Below are 24757 nucleotides of genomic sequence, written 5' to 3'. Positions count from 1 at the left end.
GATGAATGATCGCGTTCTCATTAAAAAAACAAAAAATGTTGGCAGAAGAAGTGACAAAAAGCATGAAATCCCAAACGTTAGCCACTTATAATAAGTTAAATAAACAGAAAAATCAGAAAAAAAGAGGTGGCGTAATGAAAAAGGGACATCCTATATTTACAATTTTTCTTTTCTTTTTAGGCTGGGTTTTCATGTATGCAGATCGTAATATTTTATCTCCAGTTATGGGAGATATCGGTGCGCAGTGGGACCTTAATAAAGCTGAACTTGGGCTAATGTCTACGGTATTTTTTGCAGCGTATGCAGCTATGCAAATTCCAACGGGTTTTTTGGCAGATCGATTTGGTCGCGTTAAGATCTTAGTAGCTGGATACATCTTGTTTGGAGTTGCCACATTTTTTACAGGACTTACAACTACTTTCGGTATGTTCTTACTCATGCGGGCGCTGACAGGACTTGGAGAAGGAACGTATTATGGTTCACAATACGGAATTTCTTCAAGTATCACGTCTGAACGATACCGAGGTCTAGTGTCGGCGCTCATCAATAGTGGAATGGCTTTTGGTATATCGCTTGGTTTTATCGGTTCTACATACATTACATATACGTTAGAAAAAGACTGGCAGTTTACTTTTTACTTATTTGCTATTCCGACTATAGTAATAGCTGTTTTAATAGCTTTCTTTGTAAAAGATAAGCAAAGGGATCAAGAAAAAAATTCGCCAAATAAAGAAACAAAGCAGTCGCTAAAAGTATTATTTACAAAAAATCATATTTTCGTATACATTTTAATCTTCTGCTCTCTTTACGGATTTTTTGGGATGCTGACGTGGCTTCCTTATTATTTGCAGCACTCGCGCGGCTTAGAAGGGTCTCAAACAGGCATCATAGCATCTTTAGTACCGTGGGCGTCTATTCCAGGAGCAATCTTCTTTGGATATATATCTGATCGAATTGCAAATAAAAAAGCATTAATTGTGAGTTTGTCAGTAGCGGGCGCTTTATGTCAATTTTTTATTCCCTATACAGAGAGCTATTCTTGGCTATTAACCGGCTTAATTGTGTACGGTCTGATAGGGAAATTAGCATTAGATCCGATTTTGATTTCGTATATGGCAGATATTACTCCATCGTCCATGTACTCTAAAGTGTACGGTTTTTTCAACTTCAGCGGCATGCTGTCATCGATCTTTGCACCTTACATTACCGGATATTTTGCAGATAAACTTGGAAGTATGGAATTTGGATTTTATTTGTCAGGAGCACTATTGTTAGTGGGAGGAGTTCTCTTTTTGTTTACAGGAAAGAAAGAACGTTCCTATCCTGTTTCACATCCAGTTTTAAAATAAAAAATGCGCTGACTTAGTCAGCGCATTTTTTTATTTATGATCATTTAACTCGCGCGCTTCTTCAGGACTTTGCAAGCTGGTGGCTCCCGGATAGTGAAGTCCTTGATCACGGTCAGATTCAACTCGTTTTGATTCCTTTAATTTTTTCTCTTGACGATCTTTTCCCATTTTATATTCCCTCCTTTTTTCTGATAGGTTGTCCAAAATAAGGGGTTCTATTCTAAAACTCCGATTAAGTTTGCCAAAATTGATACATACTGATGACAGGTAGAGGAGGTGCCATATTCAGTGGACGGAATTTTCTTTTATTGGCTTTCGTGGATGGGATGGATTGTTGCGACTTTTCTTATGCCCAAAACACCTAGGCGTTGGAAGGTAGCAGCCATTATATTAATCAGTATACTCCTAAGCGGAATGAACATGCATACGGCTCAGTTTTCATGTAGCTACACCGCTTTGTTTTTAGTGGGGGTAGCGTGTATTTATGCTTCAGGCTACAGCAGGTTTCAGCAGTTATATTATGTTATTGTATGCGGCATTATAATAATTGCCTATGCTGGTTTTTGTTTACTTGAGCTCTATGATCCTGTGTGGATTTTTATTGATCGTAAGTGGATTTTGACTGGACTTATCTTATATATTTGCTTTATGGTGATTAAAGATGCTGAAAAAAGATTCGCAGCGATCATTTTAGGTGTAGTTGGAGGAGATTTTTTATACGCAGTTGTCATTCGAGATATTGCATCTTATGAAGTAGGGTCTCTTCGGACGCTCGACGTTTTAGCAACAGCAGTAGGAGCTATGTTTATTTGGGAGATGCTGGTTTATTTCTCTGCTTATTTAGATTTGTACGTGCTGAAGTCTCACAGGCAAAAGCAAAGTACTTACAAATAGAAGAAGAGATTTCGTAAAATTATATTGTTGTTACCGGTGATTTTTGATAAAATTGTTTGATTGAAAGAGTAATGCTTATTCAGCGGATAGGCAGTTAATCAGCTTGGTGTAAAATAGAGCTGATAAAAAGCCTGCTTTATCGCTTATGATCGATTAGTAGAGGTCATGCCACGCTGCATGGCCTCAATTTTTGAAAAACGAATGATCTTATTTATTTGTACATGTAGATAAATACCTTTAGTCGATTAAAGACTGGTTGCCTATACATAAAAAAGATCAAGGAAAGGGAAGAATCGTATGCCAAAACCAATTATTGCGATTGTTGGTCGTCCCAACGTAGGAAAATCAACAATTTTCAACCGAATTGTAGGAGAGCGAGTATCTATTGTAGAAGATATTCCGGGTGTAACTCGTGATCGTATCTATAGTTCAGGTGAGTGGCTGAATTTGGACTTTAATATTATTGATACTGGCGGTATTGATATTGGAGATGAGCCATTTTTAGAACAGATCAAACAGCAGGCAGAAATTGCAATTGATGAAGCGGACGTAATCATTTTTCTAGTGAATGGACGCGATGGAATTACTGCAGCTGATGAAGAAGTGGCGAAAATTTTATATAAATCCAAAAAGCCCGTTGTCCTAGCTGTTAATAAAGTAGATAATCCTGAAATGAGAGAATTAATCTATGATTTCTACGCACTAGGATATGGAGAACCGTTCCCAATCTCAGGAACGCATGGTTTAGGTTTAGGTGACCTGCTAGACGAGGCAGCTAAGCACTTTCCAAAAGAAAAAGACGAAGATTACGGAGAAGAAGTCATTAAATTTTCATTGATTGGTCGTCCTAACGTAGGAAAATCTTCATTAGTTAATGCTCTTCTAGGTGAAGACCGTGTTATTGTCAGTGATCTTGCCGGCACGACACGCGATGCCATTGATACAAAGTTTACAAAAGAAGATCAAGAATATGTTGTTATTGATACAGCTGGAATGAGAAAACGTGGAAAAGTGTACGAGAGTACTGAAAAATACAGCGTACTGCGCGCATTAAAGGCAATTGAACGCTCAGATGTTGTCTTAATTGTATTAAATGCTGAAGAAGGTATTATTGAACAAGATAAGAAAATTGCTGGTTATGCACAAGAAGCTGGAAAAGCTGTTGTCATCGTTGTGAACAAATGGGATACAGTAGAAAAAGATGAGAAAACAATGAAAAAATTTGAAGAAAATATACGTGAGCATTTTCAGTTCTTAACATATGCTCCAATTGTATTCCTTTCAGCTAAAACGAAAAAACGTACGCATACGCTATTGCCAATGATTGATCTTGCAAGCGAAAGCCATGCGGTGCGTGTAGAAACAAGCATCTTAAACGATGTGATTATGGATGCAGTAGCAATGAACCCTACGCCTACTCACAACGGCAACCGCTTAAAAATCTATTACACAACTCAAGTAGCGATCAAGCCGCCAACTTTTGTTGTGTTTGTAAATGATCCTGAGCTAATGCATTTTTCATATAAGCGTTTCTTAGAAAATAAGCTTCGTGAAGCTTTTGGATTCGAAGGAACTCCAATTAAAATTATTGCAAGACCAAGAAAATAACAGAGGATGTGATCGGCGTGGAAAGAATAGCTGTACTAGGAGCAGGAAGCTGGGGAACTGCATTAGCTTTCGTATTGGCGGAAAATGGACACGATGTTCGCATTTGGGGACATAGACAACAAGTCATTGATCAAATCAACGAGACGCATCAGAATGAAAAATATTTGCCTGGTGTAGAGCTTCCTCATCAGATTAAAGGTTTTACGTCATTAGAAAAGGCAATAGAAGGTGTTGAAACCCTTATTTTAGCTGTTCCAACGAAGGCCATTCGTGAAGTGTTGCAGCAGCTAAAATCCCTTACCGATGAACTATTTACAATTGTTCACGTAAGTAAAGGGATTGAACCGGATTCTCTTTTACGTATATCTCAAATGATTCAACAAGAAATTGATACAAAAGACATCGTTGTCTTATCAGGTCCGAGTCATGCTGAAGAAGTAAGTAGAAGGCAGCCGACAACCGTGACGTCAGCTTCAGCAAATATACAAGCAGCAGAAAAAGTGCAGGATTTATTTAATAATCAGCAGTACTTCCGTGTTTATACAAATCCTGATGTGATTGGTGTGGAAATTGGGGGAGCGTTAAAAAATATTATTGCTCTTGCTGCTGGTATCACGGATGGACTTGGATATGGTGACAATGCGAAGGCCGCTCTTATGACTCGTGGCTTAGCTGAAATCGCTCGTTTAGGTACTGTGCTTGGTGCCAATCCTCTGACGTTCTCAGGTTTAACCGGGATTGGAGACTTGATTGTAACGTGTACAAGCGTTCATTCTCGAAATTGGCGCGCTGGTAATCTTCTTGGAAAAGGCAAAAATTTAGACGAAGTATTAGAAAATATGGGAATGGTTGTAGAAGGTGTACGCACGACGAAAGCAGCTTACCAGCTATCTCAAAAATATGACGTGAAAATGCCGATTGCTGATGCTTTATATAATGTACTGTTTAATGATGTGAAGGCAAAGGATGCAGTAGACGCCCTTATGTCTCGTACTAAAACACATGAAATGGAAGATTTAGCGAATGTTTTAGGAGAAAAATTAAATTAAGTGCAAAGAAATATGAAAAAATAGGCAATTAGTGATACCCAAAATCATTTACTTGCATAAAATAACGTGTAAATAAAGATGAGTAGAACTGTTAGTGTGGGAATATTTAGTTATGGTCGAAGCGAAGAGCCCCCTTCGCTTCGATTTTTTTTATGCGAAAAAGCAGGAATTTGTCAATTTAATAGGAAAGTAATTACTATAGACCATGAATCGATGGAAGATAAATAAATAGTAAATTTAGAAAGTTCTATCAATATCCGTCTTAACTATAAGTCCTTATGTTATAATAACGGTGAAAAAAGGAGTGGATGCAATTTGTCGCCAGGTTTGTTAAAGATGTGGATTTCATTGGGTTCCATTGTATTTATGTTTATTTCGGTATTTTCTATTTACTTTAGTCGTTATAAAATTACGAACCGCGTTGGTAAAATTGTACTCGCTTTCATTGCCTATTCGCTCATGATTGTAGCAGGTCTTATTATGGTAATTGTTGTATTCAGCGGTCCGACAGATGCTTAATGTACATATGGTAGGGTGAGAAAAATGAAAAAATTCATGCTAACGTCTATTGTTGGGTTAACCATTTTTGTATTATCCGGTTGTTTGTACCCGGCGGAAAGAATGTCTCAAAATCAAGTTCCTTATAAAGATCAAGTTGCTTCCGTGCAAACGGCGGTTGATCAATTTAAACAAGAAAGCGGAGGCTTATTACCAATAAAAACGAAAGATATGGACACGCCGATTTATCAAAAATATCCAATTGACTTTACGAAAATTGTTCCTAGATACATGCAAGACGCACCTGGGAATTCGTATGAAAGCGGAGGGATATTTGCGTACGTACTTGTGGATGCAGAAACAAACCCCACGGTTAAATTATTAGACTTACGGATGGCGGATACGATTCAAGATGTTAACGTACATTTGAATATATACCGTCAAAATCATAAAGGGTACGTACCGTTTAAAGACGTCATCGCTCCCGGCGTATTCTCTATTAATTATAAAAAATTGAATATGAAAGAGCCTCCTGTCGTTACTAGCCCATATACAGGGAATAGTCTTTCTTTAATTGTTAATGGACAGGGAGATGTATTTGTAGATTATCGTCCTGATTTGTATGATGCCATTCAAAAGCATAAAAGCTCCTACAAACCTGGTGAAGATATACGAAAGCTCCTTGTGGAAAACAGTGATTTTGTACCTGCTTACTCTCTTCCTTATACAGTCAACGATAAGAATGAACCAATATTTTTTAAAAAATAAGTCATGAACCCCTTCTCCTTGAATAATATTCAGAGAGAAGGGGTTTTCTCTTTCTTGTACACCAATAATGATAATCAGAATGACTAAGTCAGCATGTGCATGAAAAAAATCATAAATTTTTCTATCAAAAGTCATATTTTAATAGGACAACGTCATAACTATATAGTGTCCTAATTTACTCTCGCAATGGATGTCATATTCCATGAACTCATAGATCGGAGGGGATCTTTTGGAAAAGGTGGATGTATTTAAAGATATCGCTGAACGTACAGGAGGCGATATATATTTAGGTGTGGTGGGAGCAGTTCGAACAGGAAAATCTACATTTATTAAAAAATTTATGGAGCTGGTGGTCCTGCCTCACATCGAGAACGAGGCAGAAAGAGCTCGCACACAAGATGAACTACCACAAAGTGCAGCTGGAAAAACGATTATGACAACTGAGCCGAAATTCGTACCGAATCAAGCAGTTAATGTTTTGGTAGATGACGGGCTAGAAGTTAACATACGGTTAGTAGATTGTGTAGGATATACGGTGCCTGGGGCTAAAGGGTACGAAGATGAAAACGGACCTCGAATGATCAATACACCTTGGTATGAAGAACCAATTCCATTTCACGAAGCGGCTGAAATTGGAACGAGAAAGGTAATTCAAGAACACTCAACGATTGGTGTCGTCATTACAACTGATGGTTCAATTGGAGATATACCTCGTCAAGATTACGTCGAAGCAGAAGAGCGCGTCATTAATGAGCTAAAAGAAGTAGGCAAACCATTTATCATGGTTATTAATACCGTACAGCCATATCATCCTGATACAGAAAAGCTTCGTGCAAAACTTAATGAAAAATATGATATTCCAGTATTAGCGATGAGTGTGGAAAGCATGCGCGATACTGATGTGATGAACGTATTAAGAGAAGCACTCTATGAGTTCCCTGTATTAGAAGTTAACGTTAATCTACCAAGCTGGGTAATGGTTTTAAAAGATAAACATTGGCTGCGTGAAAGCTATCAAGAAGCCGTTAAAGAAACGGTAAAAGATATTAAGAGGCTGAGAGACGTTGAACGGGTAGTAGAGCAATTTAGTCAGTTTGAGTTCATCGATCAGGCTCGATTAGCCGGAATTGAGATGGGGCAGGGAATTGCCGAAATTGACTTATACGCTCCAGATGACTTATACGACCAGATTTTGAAAGAAATCGTGGGAGTAGAAATTCGCGGAAGAGATCATTTGCTGCAGTTAATGCAAGACTTTGTTCATGCAAAAACCGAGTATGATCAAGTCTCTGATGCCCTTCGTATGGTTAAACAAACGGGTTATGGTGTAGCTGCACCTTCGCTTTCGGATATGAGCCTTGATGAACCTGAAATTATTCGCCAAGGATCGCGTTTTGGAGTTCGTTTAAAAGCAGTGGCACCTTCTATACACATGATTAAAGTGGATGTAGAATCAGAATTTGCGCCGATTATCGGAACGGAGAAGCAAAGCGAAGAATTAGTTCGTTATTTGATGCAAGACTTTGAAGATGATCCGCTTTCAATTTGGAATTCAGATATATTTGGCCGCTCTCTAAGTTCAATCGTAAGAGAAGGGATTCAAGGAAAGCTGTCTCTGATGCCTGAAAATGCGCGATATAAGTTAAAAGAAACGCTAGAACGGATTATTAACGAAGGATCCGGAGGTTTAATCGCGATTATTCTATAAGCATGTAACGTTAGGCTCCTCATAAAGGAGCCTCTTCTTTTTGGATAGATCATACAAAACTTTACATATATTGTGATAGATCGCGTGGTTATCCTATTCCTGCGTTATTTTCTGCTTGCTATGCCTTGTTCAATATGTTAATCTTTTAACAGAAATCGATCGATCATACTGTTTTCACTACATACATACGGCAGATGAATGAAAAACATTGAATTATTTAGTTCAATCGTTTATGATTAGGCTTGTCGATACATAGGTTATGTATAATATCCATTTGTTTTGTTAAAGAATGAGATATAACGAATTACTAGATTCCTTTTCTAACAAGGTTTTTAGTTATTATATGATCCGATTTTGGGAGGAGGTGAATGGCATGAACAAGACAGAATTAATTAATGCTGTTGCAGAAGCAAGTGAGCTTTCAAAAAAGGATGCTACAAAAGCAGTTGATGCTGTTTTCGATACAATCTTAGAAGCTTTAAAAGCTGAGGACAAAGTTCAACTTATCGGTTTTGGTAACTTCGAAGTACGTGAACGTGCTGCTCGTAAAGGACGCAATCCACAAACTGGCGAAGAAATCGAAATTCCTGCTAGCAAAGTTCCTGCATTCAAACCAGGTAAAGCTCTTAAAGATGCTGTAAAATAATATCTACATAAAATGGCTTTATTCATAGCCGTTGATGAAGAGCTTTGAAAGGTCGCACATTTGCGACCTTTCTTTTTTGCCTTTGGTATATACATATGCTAGAATTTTTTTCATAAAGTCGTAATGCAACGAATTGGAGGGCAACAACATGTCATCTGTAAATAAACCACAGATCGAACAAGCCGTGAGACTAATTTTAGAAGCAATTGGCGAAGATCCAAACCGTGAAGGATTATTAGATACACCAAAGCGAGTAGCTAAAATGTATGAGGAAGTCTTTTCCGGGTTGAATGAAGATCCAAAAGAGCATTTTAAAACAGTTTTTGGAGAAGACCATGAAGAGCTAGTGCTTGTAAAAGATATTCCTTTTTACTCTATGTGTGAACACCACTTAGTGCCTTTTTACGGAAAAGCTCATGTTGCGTATATTCCAAAAGGCGGACGAGTGACCGGTTTAAGTAAGCTGGCAAGAGCGGTAGAAGCTGTTGCGAAACGTCCTCAGCTTCAGGAGAGAATTACATCTACAGTGGCGGATTCTATTGTAGAAACATTAGAGCCGCACGGGGTAATGGTAGTAGTGGAAGCAGAGCACATGTGTATGACCATGCGAGGCATTAAAAAGCCTGGAGCTATGACAATCACTTCTGCTGTACGCGGAGTGTTAGAACACGATGCAAGTTCTAGAGCTGAAGTTTTATCACTGATTAAATCATAATGTGGATGATGAAGGAGAAGAGAATATGACACAAAAAGGAACGCCGGAGTATATTGTCATTAAAGCGGTCGAAGATGGAGTTAACGTAATTGGCTTAACGCGAGGAGCAGATACGCGATTTCATCATTCAGAAAAACTAGATAAAGGCGAAGTAATGATTGCGCAGTTTACTGAGCATACATCCGCAATTAAAATTCGTGGCAAAGCCGTCATTCAGACTGTTCACGGAGAAATTGAATCCGATACGAAAAAATAAGCAGGGATTTTCCTGCTTTTATTTATATTTAAAATAAATGAATAAGAACAGGAAAAACATGGTGAAACTAAAAGCAATATCTTAAATTACTGTCTAAGGAATCCAGATGGTATGTAGATGAACGGTGTTCAAGCGGATGAGCAGCTAAATGATTTAAACCGTGAAAAAGCTTCAAAAGAATTTAAAGGATATTTTATAATGTAATTATGTTATAATTGACACTATCGATTTGGAGTTAAAAGAACTTTAAACAAATAGTGATGGAAAGGGAGACAAGGATGATGAGCGTAAAAACCATCTATGATATTGTGGCCAACATGAAAGAACAGCTTCATGTTGAATTAAGTCATCCATATGTAAAAAAATATATTCATCATCCGCGTATTGATGAAAATAGATTACTGTACATGTGTTCGTTCTTAGATACTCTTTCAATGGAAGAAGAAAAAAAGAACAGCTCTGTGCTATCTGTGATGCTCGTTCAAACCGCACTTGATACCCACGATCTAGTCTCCACTCAAAATGTTAGCGGAAATGAAGGAAAGCTGCATGAGCGGCAGCTGGTAGTTTTGGCCGGAGATTATTACAGCGGCCTGTACTATTACTATTTAGCTCAAAGCAACCAGCTGAATTTAATGAAAGTTATAGCATCTGCTATTAAAGAAATCAATATCGCTAAGATACACATTTATAACAATCGCTCTACTAATCCACACGACGTTATGAATAGTTTTTTAGCAGCAGAATCATCGTTTGTAAGATGCTTATGTGACTATTTTGAACGTGAAGAGTGGAAAGAACTTTTAAAACATGCAGCGTATTTGAACGGGATATTAAAGCAATTAAAGTCATTACAGCATAAAGAGCCTACTCTCTTGCTAAACTATTGCAAACAAATTGGTATGAATCAAGAACAAATAAAAGAATACCTTTATTCGTATACTCAACAGTCTGTAAACATTGTTAGAGGATACTTACGAAGTGAATTTGTGATGAATAAGTTTTTAAGAGAGCACTTAGATGAACTTACATCTAGCTTAGAAGTGCTGAAAAATGTCGTAGGAGAAGGATAGAGATATGCAGCAATCAAAAGAACAGCGTGTCCATGGCGTATTTGAAAAAATATACAAAAATTATGATCAAATGAATTCTGTTATTAGTTTTCAGCGTCATAAGGCATGGCGCAAAGATACGATGAAGCGAATGAATGTTCAAAAAGGAACAAAAGCTTTAGATGTTTGTTGCGGAACTGCGGATTGGACGCTAGCTATGGCGGAAGCAGTTGGAGAAACAGGAGAGGCAGTTGGCCTGGATTTTAGTCAGAATATGCTAAAGATTGGTGAAGAGAAAGTAAAAAACTCACCTTTTTCAAATATTACCTTACTACATGGCAATGCAATGGAACTTCCTTTTGAAGATAATTCATTTGACTATGTAACGATTGGATTCGGACTGCGCAACGTGCCCGATTACCTTCAAGTGTTAAAGGAAATGCAGCGCGTCGTGAAACCTGGCGGAAAAGTGGTTTGCCTTGAAACGTCTCAGCCCACGATGATCGGCTACCGACAAATGTACTTGCTTTATTTTAAGTATATTATGCCTGCGCTTGGAAAGATGGTCGCTAAAAGCTATGATGAATATTCATGGCTTCAAGAGTCAGCTAGGGACTTTCCGGGTCAAAAGCAATTGGCTGATATGTTCCGTGAAGCCGGTTTGACAGATGTTGAAGTGAAATCTTACACAGGTGGAGTAGCAGCGATGCATCTAGGGTACAAACGATAAAAGAGAAAAAGCTTGTCCTACAGGTGCAACAGCCTGTAGGATAAGGAGTAAAGAATGAATATATAATGCAAGGTGAGTCCAATGAAACTAAAAATGATGTACGCTTTTTTGAATACGGATATTACCCTTATTGAGAAAGAACTTGAACAAACTGTTCATACCGATGAAACACTTATCACAGATGCTTCTCTTCACCTTTTACAAGCAGGGGGGAAACGAATTCGCCCTGTATTTGTTTTGTTGGCAGCTAAATTTGGGGATTACAACATCGACCAAATCAAACACGTGGCAGTAGCGCTTGAGCTGATTCATATGGCGTCCCTTGTTCATGATGATGTTATTGATGACGCTGATAAGAGACGCGGAAAACCAACAATTAAGGCAAAATGGGACAATCGTATTGCTATGTATACAGGGGATTACATCTTTGCTCGTGCGCTTGAAGTTATGAGTGAGGTTAAAGATGTGGAAGCACATAAAATTTTATCTAATACGATGGTGGAATTAACGCTCGGTGAAATTGAACAGATTAAGGACAAATACAACCTAAACCAAAACTTACGCGTGTATCTGCGTAGAATTAAACGTAAAACGGCACTGCTAATTGCTGCAAGCTGTCAGTTAGGTGCAATTGCAGCGGGAGCTCCTGAAGATATACATAAACGTTTATTTTGGTTTGGATATTACGTGGGAATGTCATTTCAAATTACCGATGACATTTTAGATTTTATCTCATCAGAAGAACAGCTTGGGAAACCAGTTGGCAGCGACTTACTGCAAGGAAATATTACGCTGCCAGTTTTGTATGCCATTGAAAATGCTGAGTTTCGAGATAAAGTAGAACAGCTTTTCGAGAGGGAATATGAGCAAGAGCTGATCAATGAAATTATTTCTGATATTAAATCTTCTAACGCCATTGAACGTTCATTTGAGATGAGCGATCGTTATCTGCAAAAAGCGATGAGCATTTTAGAAGAACTGCCGCCAAACAAGGCGAAAAAAACGCTGCATCAAATTGCGAAGTACATTGGAAAACGGAAATTTTGATTTATTTACTTTCATAAGTTGTAAACTGCTCGAAACAATGTTAATATCTTCATGAGGTGTGATTGCGCTTTCAAAACTTGTTTACATATCATGAACTTCAGGGGTGGAGAGTAAAATGATACAAAAAACGTTTTTAATGGTCAAACCAGATGGGGTACAAAGAAGCATTATTGGTGAGGTTATTTCTCGCTTTGAGAAAAAAGGTTTTCAATTAGTCGGAGCTAAGCTTATGCATATTTCGCAGGAATTAGCTGAAACACACTACGGTGAACATAAAGAGAAAGCTTTTTTCGGTGAGTTAGTGAAATTTATCACATCAGGTCCAGTTTTTGCTATGGTATGGGAAGGTGAAAACGTGATTTCAGTATCACGTCAAATGGTGGGGAAAACTAACCCTCAAGAAGCCCTTCCTGGAACTATTCGAGGTGATTATGGACTGATTGTCGATAAGAATATTATTCACGGCTCAGATTCACCAGAAAGTGCGGAGCGTGAAATCAGCTTATTCTTTGAAAGTGAAGAGCTGTCTTTCTATAAAAAAGACGCAGACGCTTGGATTTACTAATTTAGATAGCGCAAGGAGACGAATGAATTTTCATTCGTCTTTTTTATTGTTTTTATAAATAGGTCCTAGGCTATAGATTGCGAATATCTCTCTACATAAACATTTTCACAATGTATTCCGATATATTAGTAAGAAGATAAGCATATATAAAGGTTTTATTTCTTTATATAGCATCAACGTATAGAAATAAGAAAGGAGAGTCAAAAATGATAGATGAATACGACGCCTTTGTGGAGAAAATAAAAATAAAAACAGGCATTGATTTATCACTATATAAGCAGTCTCAAATGCAACGCCGCCTTACCTCCCTATATGAAAAAAAAGGTTTTTCTAGTTTTTTTGAATATTATCGAGCAATGAGCAGTAATAACGAACTGCTTGAGGAGTTTTTAGATCGGATGACGATTAACGTGTCAGAGTTTTATCGCAACTATCAGCGGTGGGATATATTGGAGCAAAAAATTTTACCGGCTCTTGTAAAAGGAAAAACAGACCTGAAAGTGTGGAGCGCTGCCTGTTCAACAGGGGAAGAGCCATATACACTAGCGATGGTTTTATCAACATTTTTTCCTCTTTCGCGTATTTCTATATTGGCGACTGATTTGGATGAAAAAGTGATCGAAAAAGCAAAAATAGGCTTTTATGATGAACGTTCACTTCAGGAAATGCCTGTTTCGATGAAAAATAAGTACTTTCAACAAAGAGGAACCGGGTACTTATTAGATGAAAAAATCAAAAAAACAGTTGTTTTTCAGAAACATAACTTACTGTCAGACTCTTTTCCAAAAAACGTTGACTTGATTGTTTGTCGAAATGTGCTTATTTATTTTACAGATGAAGCAAAGCATGCTTTATATGAAAAATTTAGCAGATCTTTAGCACCTGGCGGCATCTTGTTTGTAGGTAGCACAGAACAGGTTTTTACTCCGCAAAAGTATGGATTTGAAACGGCTGATACGTTTTTTTACAGAAAAGTAAAGACCATTTAATCGAGACAACCAGAAGCGGTTTCTTAAAAGCTGAGGTGAAACTTTTTGTACATTCTTATGTTATAGTATGGTATAGTCATATTTAAAAATGGAAAAATTCTGACGAATAATACATATTAAGCGGAGGTACGATTATGCGATATTTAACAGCAGGAGAATCACATGGTCCACAATTGACTACTATTTTAGAGGGTGTTCCGGCAGGGCTTCCTTTAACAGCCGAAGACATCAATACAGATTTAGCGCGAAGACAAAAAGGTCATGGTCGCGGAAGACGTATGCAAATTGAAAAAGATCAAGCGGAAATTTTAAGCGGTGTCCGCCACGGCTATACGCTAGGATCTCCTATTACGTTAGCGGTAGAAAATAACGACTGGAAACACTGGACAAAAATTATGGGCATCGAGCCAATTTCTGAAGAAGAGTCAGAAGAAGTAAAGCGTAAAATCTCAAGACCAAGACCAGGGCATGCCGATTTAAACGGCGCTATTAAATATGGTCATCGCGATATGAGAAATGTATTAGAACGTTCTTCAGCTCGCGAAACAACTGTAAGGGTAGCAGCAGGTGCTGTGGCTCGTCAAATTCTTGCTCAGTTCGGGATTTCTGTAGCTGGACATGTATTAGAAATTGGCGGCGTACAGGCAAATCCGCCTCAATACAAAAGCTTAGAGGAACTTCAAGAAGTCACTGAAGCTTCTCCAGTAAGATGTTTTGACTCAGCTGTTGAGAAAGACATGATGCAAGCAATCGATGGTGCTAAGAAAAATGGCGATTCTATCGGAGGCGTAGTAGAAGTTATTATTGAAGGCGTGCCAGCAGGAGTAGGCAGCTATGTTCATTACGATCGTAAATTAGATGCGAAGATTGCTGCAGCTGTTATGAGCATAAATGCATTTAAAGGCGTTGAGTTTGGGATTGGCTTTGAAGCGGCTCGCAGACCAGGAAGCGAAGTTCATGACGAAATTCTATGGGATGAAAAGAACGGGTATACCCGTAAAACAAACAACTTAGGCGGCTTTGAAGGCGGCATGACAACAGGTATGCCAATTGTAGTACGCGGTGTAATGAAACCTATTCCAACGCTTTACAAGCCGTTAAAAAGTGTTGATATTGAAACAAAAGAAGCCTTCGAGGCAAGCATCGAACGTTCAGACAGCTGCGCTGTGCCGGCTGCAAGCGTTGTAGCAGAAGCTGTTGTAGCTTGGGAATTGGCTGATGCGCTAATCGAACAGTTTGGACAAGACCGAATTGATTTAATTGCTGAAAATATTGAGAAAATGCGTGCACATGCGAGGGAGTTTTAATGTTGCAAATTGATATTCAAACTTTATCCAAAACATATCCTCTTTATTTAGGCAATGGATTAATTGAAAAGCTGCCTTCTATTATCGAGAGTGTAAAACCTAATCTGTCGTCCGTGTTAATCATCACCGATTCAGCCGTAGATTCATATTATGGAGAAGCGGTTGTAAAAGCGATTAATACAAAGTTTAAAGTGGCTAAATACGTAGTGCCAAGCGGTGAACATGCAAAGTCATTTCAACATTACTACGATTGTCAGACATTTGCGCTCGAGCAGCAGCTTGATCGAAATGCGCTCGTTATTGCTTTTGGCGGAGGGGTAGTAGGCGATTTAGCTGGATTTGTAGCCGCTACTTATATGAGAGGAATTTCTTTTATTCAAGTGCCAACGACGCTTCTTGCTCACGATAGTGCTGTAGGCGGTAAAGTAGCCATTAATCATGAGCTTGGGAAAAATATGATTGGTGCTTTTTATCAGCCAGAAGCGGTTGTTTATGATATTGATCTTCTTAAAACGCTTCCCGAAAGAGAATGGCGTTCCGGTTTTGCAGAAGTGATTAAACACGCTTTTATTCACGATGAAGCATTTTATAAATGGCTTCAGCAAAATATACAATCGCTGACTGATTTACAAGATGAAAAATTAATTTATGCTATTCAAAGCGGTATTTTAGTCAAAGCATCTGTTGTAAAAGAAGATGAGACAGAAGCTGGCGTTCGCGCCCATCTGAACTTTGGACATACGCTAGGTCATGCGATCGAAGCAGAGTGCGGCTATGGACAAATCAGCCACGGAGAAGGCGTAGCGATTGGTATGCTGTTTGCTATGAAAGTCAGCAATGTTCTTGGAAAAAGTCAGTTCCCTGTGGACGACATTGCGAAATGGTTTGAAAAATTTGGCTACAAGACGTCTGTCCCAAACCATCTTTCAGCTGAAAAACTGCTCGTAAGAATGAAAGCGGACAAGAAGTCTAAATCAAGCAATGTTCACATGGTACTGCTTGAAGGCATAGGCAAGCCTTTTGTTCAGCAAGTAGAAGATGAAGTGATTCTTAAACTGCTGAATGAAGAGCTTAAAGCTTAGTTTCGTCTAAAGCCAAGTAGATAGTAGTTGACAAATGAATTTGAAACGTACTACAATTGGTAACAAGTTAGTTTAGAGATTTTAGTTATGAGAAAACAATAGACAGTTTAGTTGAGATTAGGGTAGACGAGAATGAGACAGTTGAGCAGAGTTTAGTTGAGTGAATTTTACCATTCGTATACCCAAAGGCCCATTTTTGATGTGTCTTTGGGTTTATTTATTATATCCTCTTTTATATAACCTCATCTATTCTCATTCTCCATGAAATGGAGGATTGAAAGATATGACGAACACGTATACTTCTTTTTTAGAAGACTCTACAGAGTATTTAACCATTCCAATTATAAAAAAAATATTTATCGATAGCATGACACCTGTTGATCTTTTTCAACAAGTAAAAGATGAAGCCGTATATTTGCTTGAAAGTAATGATGAATCATCACCATGGTCCAATTATTCTTTTATTGGCTTAAATCCATTTTTGTATGTCGAGGAAGAAAACGGAACCTATCTAGCAAAAAACAAGCAGCTTCAGCCTGTGCTGCAAGGAGACAGCTTTAAAGAGGTATTTTGTAAAATTCAGCAAGAGCTGAAAGTGAAAGTACCAGACCTTGCACTTCCTTTTAAAGGAGGAGCAGTAGGGTTTATCAGCTACGACGCAGTATCGCAAATTGAAAAAGTAAACGTACATGCCCAAAATGATTTGAACATGCCTACTTTTCACTTTATCTATTGTCAAACGATGCTTGCGTACAATCATCAAACAAAAGAGCTTATGGTGATTCACTACATTAAGCTTAATGAGCAAGACAAAGAGCAGCAGAAAAAAGAAAAATACGGTGAAGCTTTAGCAGAGATCAATCGATATGTTGAAAGAATAGCGCAGACGGTGAAAGAAAAGCCAATGATGTTTGAAAGCGAGCAGCGCGAAGTTAGCTTTGAAGGCGTGACATCGTCATACCAAAAAGATAAATTTGTGCAAGATGTGGAAAAAATTAAGGAATACATTAAAAGCGGAGATGTTTTTCAAGCCGTATTGTCACAGAGATTTCAAATTGATACGACCGTAGCTGGATTTGATATTTACAGAGTATTGCGATTAGTTAATCCGTCTCCTTATTTATTTTACGTGAAAGTAAAAGGCGTGGAGCTAATTGGAAGTTCTCCTGAGCGGTTGATTCAAATTGAAAACGGCCATTTAGAAATTCATCCGATTGCAGGAACGAGAAGACGTGGCAGGGATGCAGAAGAAGATGCGCGCTTATACGAAGACTTAATTAACGATGAAAAAGAGCGGGCAGAACACTATATGCTCGTGGACTTAGCAAGAAATGACATCGGCCGAGTTGCACAGTATGGAAGTGTCCAAACACCAGTATTAATGCAGCAGGTTAACTTTTCGCACGTCATGCACTTGATTTCTAAAGTGACAGGGCGCCTTGACGAAAAAGTACATCCCATTGATGCGCTGCTTTCTGCATTTCCAGCGGGTACCGTATCTGGCGCTCCAAAAGTGCGAGCGATGCAAATCTTAAATGAAATTGAACCAGTTGCGCGAAATGTATATGCAGGAACCGTAGCATATCTCGGATTTGATGGAAACATTGATTCGTGCATTGCGATTCGGACCATTCTTTTGAAAGACCAGACCGCTTATATCCAGGCTGGAGCAGGAGTGGTTGCTGACTCAAAACCGGAGCTTGAGTGGAAAGAAACCCGCAATAAAGCCAGCGCTTTAATCAAAACAATTCAATTGGCCCAAGACATCTACGATAAAAAGGAGGATGTATATGTTTAAAGAATTGTTAAAAAAGTGTTTGCGCGGTGAGTCACTTTCAGCGGAAGAAGCAGAAAAAATTATGAATGATATTATGAACGGTAAAGTCCCGGCAGCTCAAATCGCTAGCGTGCTAACCATCTTAACGTACCGAGGAGAAACCGTCGATGAAATTGTCGGTTTTGTCCGAGGTATGAAAAATAATATGAATGCTATTTCTCTAGAAGAATTAAACGTAGTAGATACATGCGGTACCGGAGGAGATGGGGCCTCTACGTTTAATATCTCGACGGCTAGTGCGATTGTGGCATCTGCTGCCGGAGTAAAGGTTGCGAAACACGGGAACCGCGCCGTATCTTCTAAAAGCGGAAGTGCCGACGTGTTAGAACATCTGGATATATGGATTCAAGGAAATGAAAAAGAAGTGAAAAATGCGGTGGCTGACCTCAACATGTCCTTTTTGTTTGCGCCGCTTTATCATCCAGCTATGAAGCACGTTGCTGCTACTCGAAAGGAATTAGGATTTAGAACGGTTTTTAATGCATTAGGTCCATTAGCAAACCCTACTAACTGCACAAAGCAAGTAATTGGCGTTTATTCCATTGAGCTTGCACGAAAATTAGCAGAAGCGCTTGTTGTACTTGGAGCTAACCACGTCCTTCTGGTTGCAGGCAGAGACGGTTTGGATGAAATCAGTGCCACTGATGTAACGGACGTTGTAGAAGTACAGGGCAATGTCATTACAGAATATACGCTTGCACCAGAGGATGTACACTTACAGAGAGGGAAGCTTGAAGACTTAGTGGTAGAAGATGCAAAATCGAGTGCCGAGCTTATTGAATCGCTATTTTTAAATAAAAGCAATGTAACTGCTAAAAACGCAGTCGTGTTGAACTCTGCTGCAGCTATTTACGTTAGCGGAAACGTTTCTACTTTTGAAGAAGGAGTAGCTGTAGCTTTGGAAACAATTGAATCAGGTGCTGCATACACACAATTACAACGATTGAAATCGAAAAAGGTGGTTGAACATGCTCAATAAAATTATTGAAACAAAAAAAGAAGAAATTCAAAACTTACAGTTACCCGAACAGCAAAATGTTGCAAAACGATCATTTTTAGACGCTTTATCAAATCCGAATCGAGAGCTGGCTCTTATTGCAGAAGTGAAAAAAGCTTCTCCTTCCAAAGGATTAATAAAAGAGAATTTTCAGCCTGTGGAAATTGCTAAAGCCTACGAGAAAGGGAAAGCAGATGCTTTGTCTGTGTTAACAGATCAGCACTATTTTCAAGGAAATCGAACGTTTTTAAGTGACATTAAACAGCATGTCTCTATCCCTGTGCTTCGCAAGGATTTCATCATTGATTCCATTCAAGTGGAAGAAAGTGCAAGAATCGGTGCTGATGCTATTTTACTCATTGGAGAAGCACTTGAACCGTTAAAATTGCAAGAGCTTTATCTTCAAGCTGCTGAAAAAGAGTTAGATTGTTTAGTAGAAGTGCATTCTCTAGAAACGCTTGAAAAGCTGCTAGCTGTATTTACCCCGAAGATTATCGGCATTAATAATCGAAATCTTCACACGTTTGAAACCAGCGTGCAGCAGACCAAAGAAATCGCCAAGCACGTTCCGAAAAATCAGCTGTTAGTGAGTGAAAGCGGAATTTACTTATACGATGATGTTTCCTACGTAAAAGAAGCGGGAGCAAAAGCTATTTTAGTAGGGGAATCGCTTATGAGGGAGGATAATCAAACCAAAGCGATTGAAAAGCTGTTTGGGGAAAGTGAATATGCTCATTAAGTACTGTGGTATTCGATCAAAACAAGATATAGCTTTAATCGAAAGTTCGGCTGCTACTCACATTGGCTTTATTTTCTATCCAAGAAGTAAACGATATGTAAAGCCTGAACAAGTAAATGAGTTTGTAACGGATGAAATAAAAAAACAAGTCTCGCTAGTAGGGGTATTTGTTAATACACCGGTTGATCAAATACTTGAAATTGCCTCCCTAACAAATTTAGATGTAATTCAGTGCCACGGGCAAGAAACAGCTGCGGACGTACGTCAGTTAAAGCAGCGTGGATATGAAGTGTGGAAAGCACTCCCTCACAATAAAGAAACGCTGCAGCAAATGCATGTATATGAAGAAGCTGACGGGTATGTAATTGATAGCAAGGTTAAAGAACAATTTGGAGGAACGGGCGTTGCTTTTGATTGGAGCTTCGTTCCTCAGTATGAATCAGCTGCCCAAAGGTTAGGTAAAAAATGTTTTATTGCTGGAGGAATCAATGCTTGTAACATTGAGAACTTGTTACCCTACAAGCCTGGGGCGATTGATATTTCTGGCGGTATTGAAACAAATGGAACGAAGGACTATACAAAAATTATAGAAATTGAAAGGAAGATCATACTATGACATACAATCATCCTGATGAATTTGGCCGCTTTGGTGAATTTGGCGGAAAATACGTACCTGAAACATTAATGAAACCACTTGAAGAAGTAGAAGCAGCTTTGAATCAAGCAATGAAAGATCCGGCATTTAAAGATGAGTATCTGTCTTTACTCGTCAACTACTCTGGGCGACCAACGGCTTTAACATACGCTGATAATATTACCGAAACGCTCGGCGGAGCAAAAATTTATTTAAAACGTGAAGACTTAAATCATACGGGTGCTCACAAAATCAATAATGCCATTGGACAGATTTTACTTGCTAAACGGATGGGGAAAACAAAAATTATTGCTGAAACAGGAGCGGGTCAGCACGGGGTAGCTACAGCTACAGTAGCTGCAAAGTTCGGAATGGAATGTAAAGTATTCATGGGAGAAGAAGATATTGAACGTCAGGCGTTGAACGTCTTTCGCATGAAGCTTCTAGGAGCGGAAGTCATTCCTGCAACTTCTGGAACAAAAACGCTAAAAGATGCAACAAATGAAGCAATTCGCTACTGGGTTCAACATTGTGAAGATCATTTTTACTTAATTGGTTCGGCCATTGGACCGCATCCTTATCCTAAAATGGTTCGAGATTTCCAAAAAATTATTGGAGAAGAAGCAAAAGAACAGTTTACAGCGGTAGAAGGCAAACTTCCAAATGCTGTCGTGGCATGCGTTGGAGGCGGCAGTAATGCAATCGGAATGTTTTATGATTTTATTAAAGAAGAAAATGTACGCTTGATCGGCGTAGAAGCAGGAGGGAAAGGACTAAATACAGCCCTCCATGCTGCTAAAATGGCTAAAGGCACAAAAGGTGTTATTCACGGAACGCTCACGTATTTACTTCAAGATGAAAATGGTCAAATTACAGAGCCTTATTCTATTTCAGCAGGTTTGGATTATCCAGGTATCGGTCCAGAGCATTCTCACCTTTCATCTATTGGACGAGTAGAATATGAAAGTGTAACGGATGATGAGTCAATCGAAGCTCTTCAGCTGCTGGCGAAAACAGAGGGAATCATCCCGGCTATTGAGTCCGCCCATGCGCTGGCAAAAGCATTTGAACTGGCTAAAAGCATGACGAAAGAAGAAACCATTTTAATTTGCTTGTCAGGTCGAGGAGATAAGGACGTTCATACATTAGTAAACTTGCTAGAAGGGAAGGAAGAAGAACATGAATACGTTTGAAGCGAGACTACCTAAACATGAAACATTGTTTATTCCATTTATTACAGCAGGAGATCCTCATGAAGATGCAACGGTGGAAATTGCTTTGTCTTTGCAAAAGCAAGGTGCCTCTATTTTAGAGCTAGGCGTACCATATTCTGACCCTTTAGCAGATGGTCCAATTATTCAAGAGGCGTCTAAAAGAGCTTTATCCGGCGGTATGTCTATTTCAAAAGCCATTAAGCTTGTATCGGTGATGAGAAAAAAAGGTGTGAAAATCCCGGTAATTCTCTTTACCTATTTTAATCCTGTGTTACAATTAGGTTTAGAATCCTTTTTCGCGTTAATGCGAGAAAATGAAATAGATGGAGTGCTAATTCCGGATTTACCGTACGAAGAGAGTGGCCGTATCCGGGAGCTTGCCGCTGAAAATGAAGTTGTGTACATTTCAATGGTTGCTCCTACATCTAAAGAGCGTATTCAAAAAATCGCTGCAGATGCAACGGGCTTCTTATACTGCGTGTCGTCTTTAGGCGTTACTGGGGTTCGCTCTACGTTGCCAGCTGATATTGGCACCTTTTTAGAAGATGTGAAAGCAGCAGCTTCTATACCGGTGGCCGTCGGTTTTGGGATTTCAACAAGTGAACAAGTAGAGGTGTTAAAAGAACATAGCGACGGCATTGTAATTGGAAGTGCAATTGTTAATAAAATTGGCCAGCTTGAACAAGTTCTTTTAAATAAGGATACACGCCGAGACGGATTAAATCAAATTGAGGAGTATGTTGCATCCATCGTTTCGCCTATACAAAAATGCGAGGTGTAACACGTTGAAGGTAAAAGAACAATTACTAACTTTATCTCCATATAAACCAGGTAAGCCAATTGAAGAAGTAAAGCGTGAATTTAATTTAGATCGCGTTGTAAAATTAGCTTCTAATGAAAATCCTTACGGCAGTTCTGCTTTAGTAAAAGAAGCGATTGCTGCAGAAATCGAAAATATGGCGCTTTATCCAGACGGCTATGCAGCTGAACTGCGTGCAGCAGTAGCAAAGCACGTAGGCGTAGAGCAAGATCAGCTGATTTTTGGAAATGGGTCTGATGAAGTCATTCAAATTATTTGCCGAGCTTTGCTATCGGCTGATACAAATACTGTCATGCCGACGCCGTCATTTCCTCAATATAAGCACAATGCCGTAATTGAAGGTGCAGAAATTCGTGAAGTACCGCTGCGCGGCGGAGATCATGATTTAGATGCTATGCTTCGTGCAATTGATGAAAATACGACAATTGTGTGGGTATGCAGTCCTAATAACCCAACGGGAACGTATGTGAAGGGCGATGAGTTAATTTCTTTTATGAAACAAGTTCCTAAGCATACCTTAATCGTTATGGATGAAGCCTATTTTGAGTATGCAGCAGATCAAGCCGACTATCCGGATACGGTAGAGTTTTTGAATGAATACGAAAACTTAATTGTACTTCGCACATTTTCAAAAGCATACGGCTTAGCTTCTTTGCGCATTGGTTACGGTATTGCAAACGAATCATTACTACAAAAAATTGAGCCGGCTCGTGAACCTTTTAATACAAGCCGCATGGCTCAAAAAGCAGCAATCGTTGCTCTTGAAGACCAAGCGTTCATTGAAGAGTGTAAAAAGAAAAATGAAGAAGGCTTGCAGCAATATTATGCTTTCTGTGATAAGAACGGTTTAAACTATTATCCTTCTTTCACTAACTTTGTTCTAATTGATTTTGGCCGTCAAGGCGATGAAGTGTTTCAATTTTTATTGCAGCGCGGATTTATCGTTCGTTCAGGGAATGCATTAGGCTTCCCAACTTCCGTTCGTATTACGGTGGGAACGAAAGAACAAAATGAACAAATTATTGAATTGCTTCAGCAGTTTGTTAATCAAGCAGCAGCGAAAGCTTAATACCTAATATAGTAAAAGATGAGAGTGTGATTTCACACTCTCATCTTCATATGCACAATGAGGTGAAGGAAAGTGACAGAAAATGTTTTTGTTATAGGTTTGGGGTTAATTGGAGGATCGCTGGCGCTTAATATAAAAAAGACGCATCATCATCTTGATGTAATAGGTTTTGACATTAATCAAGAGCAGCTGGAGCTTGCCAAAACCCTAGGTGTAATTGACCAAGCGGCTTCTTCTTTGCAACAAGGCGCGGAGCAAGCGGATTATATTGTTATTGCCATTCCGGTTACTCAAGCAGCGGAAGTGCTAAAACAGTTAGAACATTTTACGCTCAAACAGTCTGTTATCGTCACAGACGTAGGAAGTACAAAAGAAGAGGTAGTGAAGACAGCGGAGGCTCTTATTGCTAAAGGCATTGAGTTTATCGGCGGCCACCCAATGGCTGGGTCTCATAAAAGCGGAGTAGCTGCTTCTAAAGCTCATTTGTTTGAAAATGCCATGTATGTATTAACACCTTCATCTTCTACTTCTTCGGAGGCTTTGGACAGTTTAAAGGAATTGCTAAGTGGTACAAAAGCTAAAATTATTGTGATGTCACCAAAAGAACATGATAAATTAGCGGGTGTCATCAGCCATTTTCCTCATATTATTGCTGCAAGCCTTGTTCATCAAGCAGAATATTACCAACAAGACAACCAGCTAGTTTCGCAGCTTGCAGCTGGAGGGTTTCGTGATATTACACGTATTGCTTCAAGCAGTCCAGCGATGTGGAGAGATATTTTGCTTCATAACCAGGATGCGCTTCTTTCAATGTTTGACCACTGGCTTGAAGAAATGAACGACGTGCGAAATATGATCGAACGAAAAGACGCGAACGATATCTATACATATTTTTCACAAGCAAAACAATTTAGAGATCAGCTTCCTGTACGAACAAAAGGAGCGATTCCATCCTTTTATGATCTCTATGTGGATGTTCCTGACTATCCGGGGATTATTTCAGAAGTAACGGGTTATTTAGCAGAAGATGAAATCAGTATTACAAACATTCGAATTTTAGAAACACGAGAAGACATATACGGAGTATTACGTTTGAGCTTTCAAACAGAGGAAGATAGAAAGCGGGCAAGAGCGTGTCTCCATCAGCATCAATATCAGACGTTTATTTCTTAATGTATGAAAGG

General features: G+C 39.0%; 26 protein-coding genes. 25 read left to right on the top strand and 1 reads right to left on the bottom strand.

Going from position 1 to position 24757, the window contains the following annotated elements:
- The first annotated feature begins 134 nt into the window (after nt 1–134).
- On the top strand, nt 135–1349 hold the full coding sequence (locus ACFX40_RS09315) for an MFS transporter (protein WP_098249260.1): 1215 nt from the start codon (nt 135–137) through the stop codon (nt 1347–1349).
- A 30-nt stretch (nt 1350–1379) separates the two neighbouring features.
- On the opposite strand, the gene ACFX40_RS09310 is transcribed toward ACFX40_RS09315, so the two are convergent.
- Nucleotides 1380–1517: a YpzI family protein gene (locus ACFX40_RS09310; protein ID WP_016765475.1), complete on the bottom strand. Its 138-nt coding sequence runs from the start codon at nt 1515–1517 to the stop codon at nt 1380–1382.
- Between the two features lie 120 nt (nt 1518–1637).
- On the opposite strand from ACFX40_RS09310, the gene ACFX40_RS09305 reads away from it, so the two are divergent.
- The 24 genes from ACFX40_RS09305 (at nt 1638) to ACFX40_RS09190 (ending at nt 24746) form a co-directional block, all read left to right on the top strand.
- The gene (locus tag ACFX40_RS09305) at nt 1638–2243 is read left to right on the top strand and encodes a YphA family membrane protein (protein WP_028410735.1); all 606 of its coding nucleotides are present in this window, start codon (nt 1638–1640) and stop codon (nt 2241–2243) included.
- Nucleotides 2244–2540: 297 nt separating this feature from the next.
- Nucleotides 2541–3851, top strand: coding sequence for a ribosome biogenesis GTPase Der (der, locus tag ACFX40_RS09300; protein WP_014458340.1), 1311 nt, complete (start codon nt 2541–2543; stop codon nt 3849–3851).
- Nucleotides 3852–3868: 17 nt separating this feature from the next.
- Nucleotides 3869–4900, top strand: a complete 1032-nt coding sequence (locus ACFX40_RS09295) for an NAD(P)H-dependent glycerol-3-phosphate dehydrogenase (protein ID WP_028410736.1) — start codon at nt 3869–3871, stop codon at nt 4898–4900.
- Between the two features lie 315 nt (nt 4901–5215).
- Nucleotides 5216–5419 (top strand): DUF2768 domain-containing protein, encoded by a 204-nt coding sequence (locus tag ACFX40_RS09290; protein WP_116073485.1) that lies wholly within the window; start codon nt 5216–5218, stop codon nt 5417–5419.
- A gap of 24 nt (nt 5420–5443) precedes the next feature.
- On the top strand, nt 5444–6166 hold the full coding sequence (locus tag ACFX40_RS09285) for a hypothetical protein (RefSeq protein ID WP_028410737.1): 723 nt from the start codon (nt 5444–5446) through the stop codon (nt 6164–6166).
- Between the two features lie 229 nt (nt 6167–6395).
- Nucleotides 6396–7874: a stage IV sporulation protein A gene (spoIVA, locus tag ACFX40_RS09280; protein WP_013059017.1), complete on the top strand. Its 1479-nt coding sequence runs from the start codon at nt 6396–6398 to the stop codon at nt 7872–7874.
- A gap of 373 nt (nt 7875–8247) precedes the next feature.
- Nucleotides 8248–8520: an HU family DNA-binding protein gene (locus tag ACFX40_RS09275; protein ID WP_013059016.1), complete on the top strand. Its 273-nt coding sequence runs from the start codon at nt 8248–8250 to the stop codon at nt 8518–8520.
- A 148-nt stretch (nt 8521–8668) separates the two neighbouring features.
- Entirely contained in the window at nt 8669–9235 is a 567-nt protein-coding gene (gene folE / locus ACFX40_RS09270) for a GTP cyclohydrolase I FolE (RefSeq protein WP_013059015.1), read from the top strand.
- Nucleotides 9236–9260: 25 nt separating this feature from the next.
- A complete protein-coding gene (gene mtrB, locus ACFX40_RS09265; protein ID WP_013059014.1) occupies nt 9261–9491 on the top strand; it encodes a trp RNA-binding attenuation protein MtrB in 231 nt (76 codons plus the stop codon).
- A gap of 278 nt (nt 9492–9769) precedes the next feature.
- Nucleotides 9770–10564: a heptaprenyl diphosphate synthase component 1 gene (locus ACFX40_RS09260; protein ID WP_060745941.1), complete on the top strand. Its 795-nt coding sequence runs from the start codon at nt 9770–9772 to the stop codon at nt 10562–10564.
- A 4-nt stretch (nt 10565–10568) separates the two neighbouring features.
- Nucleotides 10569–11273: a demethylmenaquinone methyltransferase gene (locus tag ACFX40_RS09255; protein WP_013059012.1), complete on the top strand. Its 705-nt coding sequence runs from the start codon at nt 10569–10571 to the stop codon at nt 11271–11273.
- 81 nt (nt 11274–11354) lie between these two features.
- Nucleotides 11355–12320 carry a heptaprenyl diphosphate synthase component II gene (gene hepT, locus ACFX40_RS09250; RefSeq protein WP_028410738.1) on the top strand — a complete coding sequence of 322 codons (966 nt, stop codon included), beginning with the start codon at nt 11355–11357 and terminating at the stop codon, nt 12318–12320.
- Between the two features lie 115 nt (nt 12321–12435).
- Nucleotides 12436–12885, top strand: a complete 450-nt coding sequence (ndk, locus tag ACFX40_RS09245) for a nucleoside-diphosphate kinase (RefSeq protein WP_377254821.1) — start codon at nt 12436–12438, stop codon at nt 12883–12885.
- A gap of 206 nt (nt 12886–13091) precedes the next feature.
- Complete coding sequence (locus ACFX40_RS09240) at nt 13092–13874, top strand: CheR family methyltransferase (protein ID WP_028410740.1); 783 nt, start codon at nt 13092–13094, stop codon at nt 13872–13874.
- A 134-nt stretch (nt 13875–14008) separates the two neighbouring features.
- Entirely contained in the window at nt 14009–15181 is a 1173-nt protein-coding gene (aroC, locus tag ACFX40_RS09235; protein ID WP_377254818.1) for a chorismate synthase, read from the top strand.
- Complete coding sequence (aroB, locus tag ACFX40_RS09230) at nt 15181–16263, top strand: 3-dehydroquinate synthase (protein WP_098249257.1); 1083 nt, start codon at nt 15181–15183, stop codon at nt 16261–16263. The genes aroC and aroB overlap by 1 nt, the downstream gene beginning before the upstream one ends.
- Nucleotides 16264–16546: 283 nt before the next feature.
- The gene (gene trpE / locus ACFX40_RS09225; RefSeq protein ID WP_098249256.1) at nt 16547–18061 is read left to right on the top strand and encodes an anthranilate synthase component I; all 1515 of its coding nucleotides are present in this window, start codon (nt 16547–16549) and stop codon (nt 18059–18061) included.
- Entirely contained in the window at nt 18054–19079 is a 1026-nt protein-coding gene (gene trpD, locus ACFX40_RS09220; RefSeq protein ID WP_013059005.1) for an anthranilate phosphoribosyltransferase, read from the top strand. The genes trpE and trpD overlap by 8 nt, the downstream gene beginning before the upstream one ends.
- Nucleotides 19069–19836 (top strand): indole-3-glycerol phosphate synthase TrpC, encoded by a 768-nt coding sequence (gene trpC, locus ACFX40_RS09215; protein WP_377254815.1) that lies wholly within the window; start codon nt 19069–19071, stop codon nt 19834–19836. The genes trpD and trpC overlap by 11 nt, the downstream gene beginning before the upstream one ends.
- On the top strand, nt 19826–20452 hold the full coding sequence (locus ACFX40_RS09210; RefSeq protein WP_028410745.1) for a phosphoribosylanthranilate isomerase: 627 nt from the start codon (nt 19826–19828) through the stop codon (nt 20450–20452). The genes trpC and ACFX40_RS09210 overlap by 11 nt, the downstream gene beginning before the upstream one ends.
- Nucleotides 20449–21663, top strand: coding sequence for a tryptophan synthase subunit beta (gene trpB, locus ACFX40_RS09205; protein ID WP_013059002.1), 1215 nt, complete (start codon nt 20449–20451; stop codon nt 21661–21663). Before ACFX40_RS09210 ends, trpB begins: the two co-directional genes overlap by 4 nt.
- Nucleotides 21650–22465: a tryptophan synthase subunit alpha gene (trpA, locus tag ACFX40_RS09200; RefSeq protein WP_098249254.1), complete on the top strand. Its 816-nt coding sequence runs from the start codon at nt 21650–21652 to the stop codon at nt 22463–22465. Before trpB ends, trpA begins: the two co-directional genes overlap by 14 nt.
- A 4-nt stretch (nt 22466–22469) precedes the next feature.
- The gene (gene hisC, locus ACFX40_RS09195; protein WP_025750397.1) at nt 22470–23573 is read left to right on the top strand and encodes a histidinol-phosphate transaminase; all 1104 of its coding nucleotides are present in this window, start codon (nt 22470–22472) and stop codon (nt 23571–23573) included.
- Between the two features lie 72 nt (nt 23574–23645).
- Nucleotides 23646–24746: a prephenate dehydrogenase gene (locus tag ACFX40_RS09190; RefSeq protein WP_028410746.1), complete on the top strand. Its 1101-nt coding sequence runs from the start codon at nt 23646–23648 to the stop codon at nt 24744–24746.
- The last annotated feature ends 11 nt before the right edge of the window (nt 24747–24757 follow it).

This window comes from Priestia sp. YIM B13552, from assembly GCF_042787775.1.
Lineage (GTDB): Bacteria > Bacillota > Bacilli > Bacillales > Bacillaceae_H > Priestia > Priestia megaterium_E.
The sequence above is the reverse complement of the archived record's forward strand: the minus strand, read 5'-3'. Positions and strand labels throughout refer to the sequence as shown.

Bases quoted from the DNA above. Each gene is read 5' to 3' on its own strand.
- ACFX40_RS09315 (WP_098249260.1), top strand. From the start codon at position 135: ATGAAAAAGGGACATCCTATATTTACAATTTTTCTTTTCTTTTTAGGC.
- ACFX40_RS09310 (WP_016765475.1), bottom strand. From the start codon at position 1,517: ATGGGAAAAGATCGTCAAGAGAAAAAATTAAAGGAATCAAAACGAGTT.
- der (WP_014458340.1), top strand. From the start codon at position 2,541: ATGCCAAAACCAATTATTGCGATTGTTGGTCGTCCCAACGTAGGAAAA.
- ACFX40_RS09285 (WP_028410737.1), top strand. From the start codon at position 5,444: ATGAAAAAATTCATGCTAACGTCTATTGTTGGGTTAACCATTTTTGTA.
- ACFX40_RS09275 (WP_013059016.1), top strand. From the start codon at position 8,248: ATGAACAAGACAGAATTAATTAATGCTGTTGCAGAAGCAAGTGAGCTT.
- folE (WP_013059015.1), top strand. From the start codon at position 8,669: ATGTCATCTGTAAATAAACCACAGATCGAACAAGCCGTGAGACTAATT.
- mtrB (WP_013059014.1), top strand. From the start codon at position 9,261: ATGACACAAAAAGGAACGCCGGAGTATATTGTCATTAAAGCGGTCGAA.
- ACFX40_RS09260 (WP_060745941.1), top strand. From the start codon at position 9,770: ATGATGAGCGTAAAAACCATCTATGATATTGTGGCCAACATGAAAGAA.
- ACFX40_RS09255 (WP_013059012.1), top strand. From the start codon at position 10,569: ATGCAGCAATCAAAAGAACAGCGTGTCCATGGCGTATTTGAAAAAATA.
- hepT (WP_028410738.1), top strand. From the start codon at position 11,355: ATGAAACTAAAAATGATGTACGCTTTTTTGAATACGGATATTACCCTT.
- ndk (WP_377254821.1), top strand. From the start codon at position 12,436: ATGATACAAAAAACGTTTTTAATGGTCAAACCAGATGGGGTACAAAGA.
- ACFX40_RS09240 (WP_028410740.1), top strand. From the start codon at position 13,092: ATGATAGATGAATACGACGCCTTTGTGGAGAAAATAAAAATAAAAACA.
- aroC (WP_377254818.1), top strand. From the start codon at position 14,009: ATGCGATATTTAACAGCAGGAGAATCACATGGTCCACAATTGACTACT.
- aroB (WP_098249257.1), top strand. From the start codon at position 15,181: ATGTTGCAAATTGATATTCAAACTTTATCCAAAACATATCCTCTTTAT.
- trpE (WP_098249256.1), top strand. From the start codon at position 16,547: ATGACGAACACGTATACTTCTTTTTTAGAAGACTCTACAGAGTATTTA.
- trpD (WP_013059005.1), top strand. From the start codon at position 18,054: ATGTTTAAAGAATTGTTAAAAAAGTGTTTGCGCGGTGAGTCACTTTCA.
- trpC (WP_377254815.1), top strand. From the start codon at position 19,069: ATGCTCAATAAAATTATTGAAACAAAAAAAGAAGAAATTCAAAACTTA.
- ACFX40_RS09210 (WP_028410745.1), top strand. From the start codon at position 19,826: ATGCTCATTAAGTACTGTGGTATTCGATCAAAACAAGATATAGCTTTA.
- trpB (WP_013059002.1), top strand. From the start codon at position 20,449: ATGACATACAATCATCCTGATGAATTTGGCCGCTTTGGTGAATTTGGC.
- trpA (WP_098249254.1), top strand. From the start codon at position 21,650: ATGAATACGTTTGAAGCGAGACTACCTAAACATGAAACATTGTTTATT.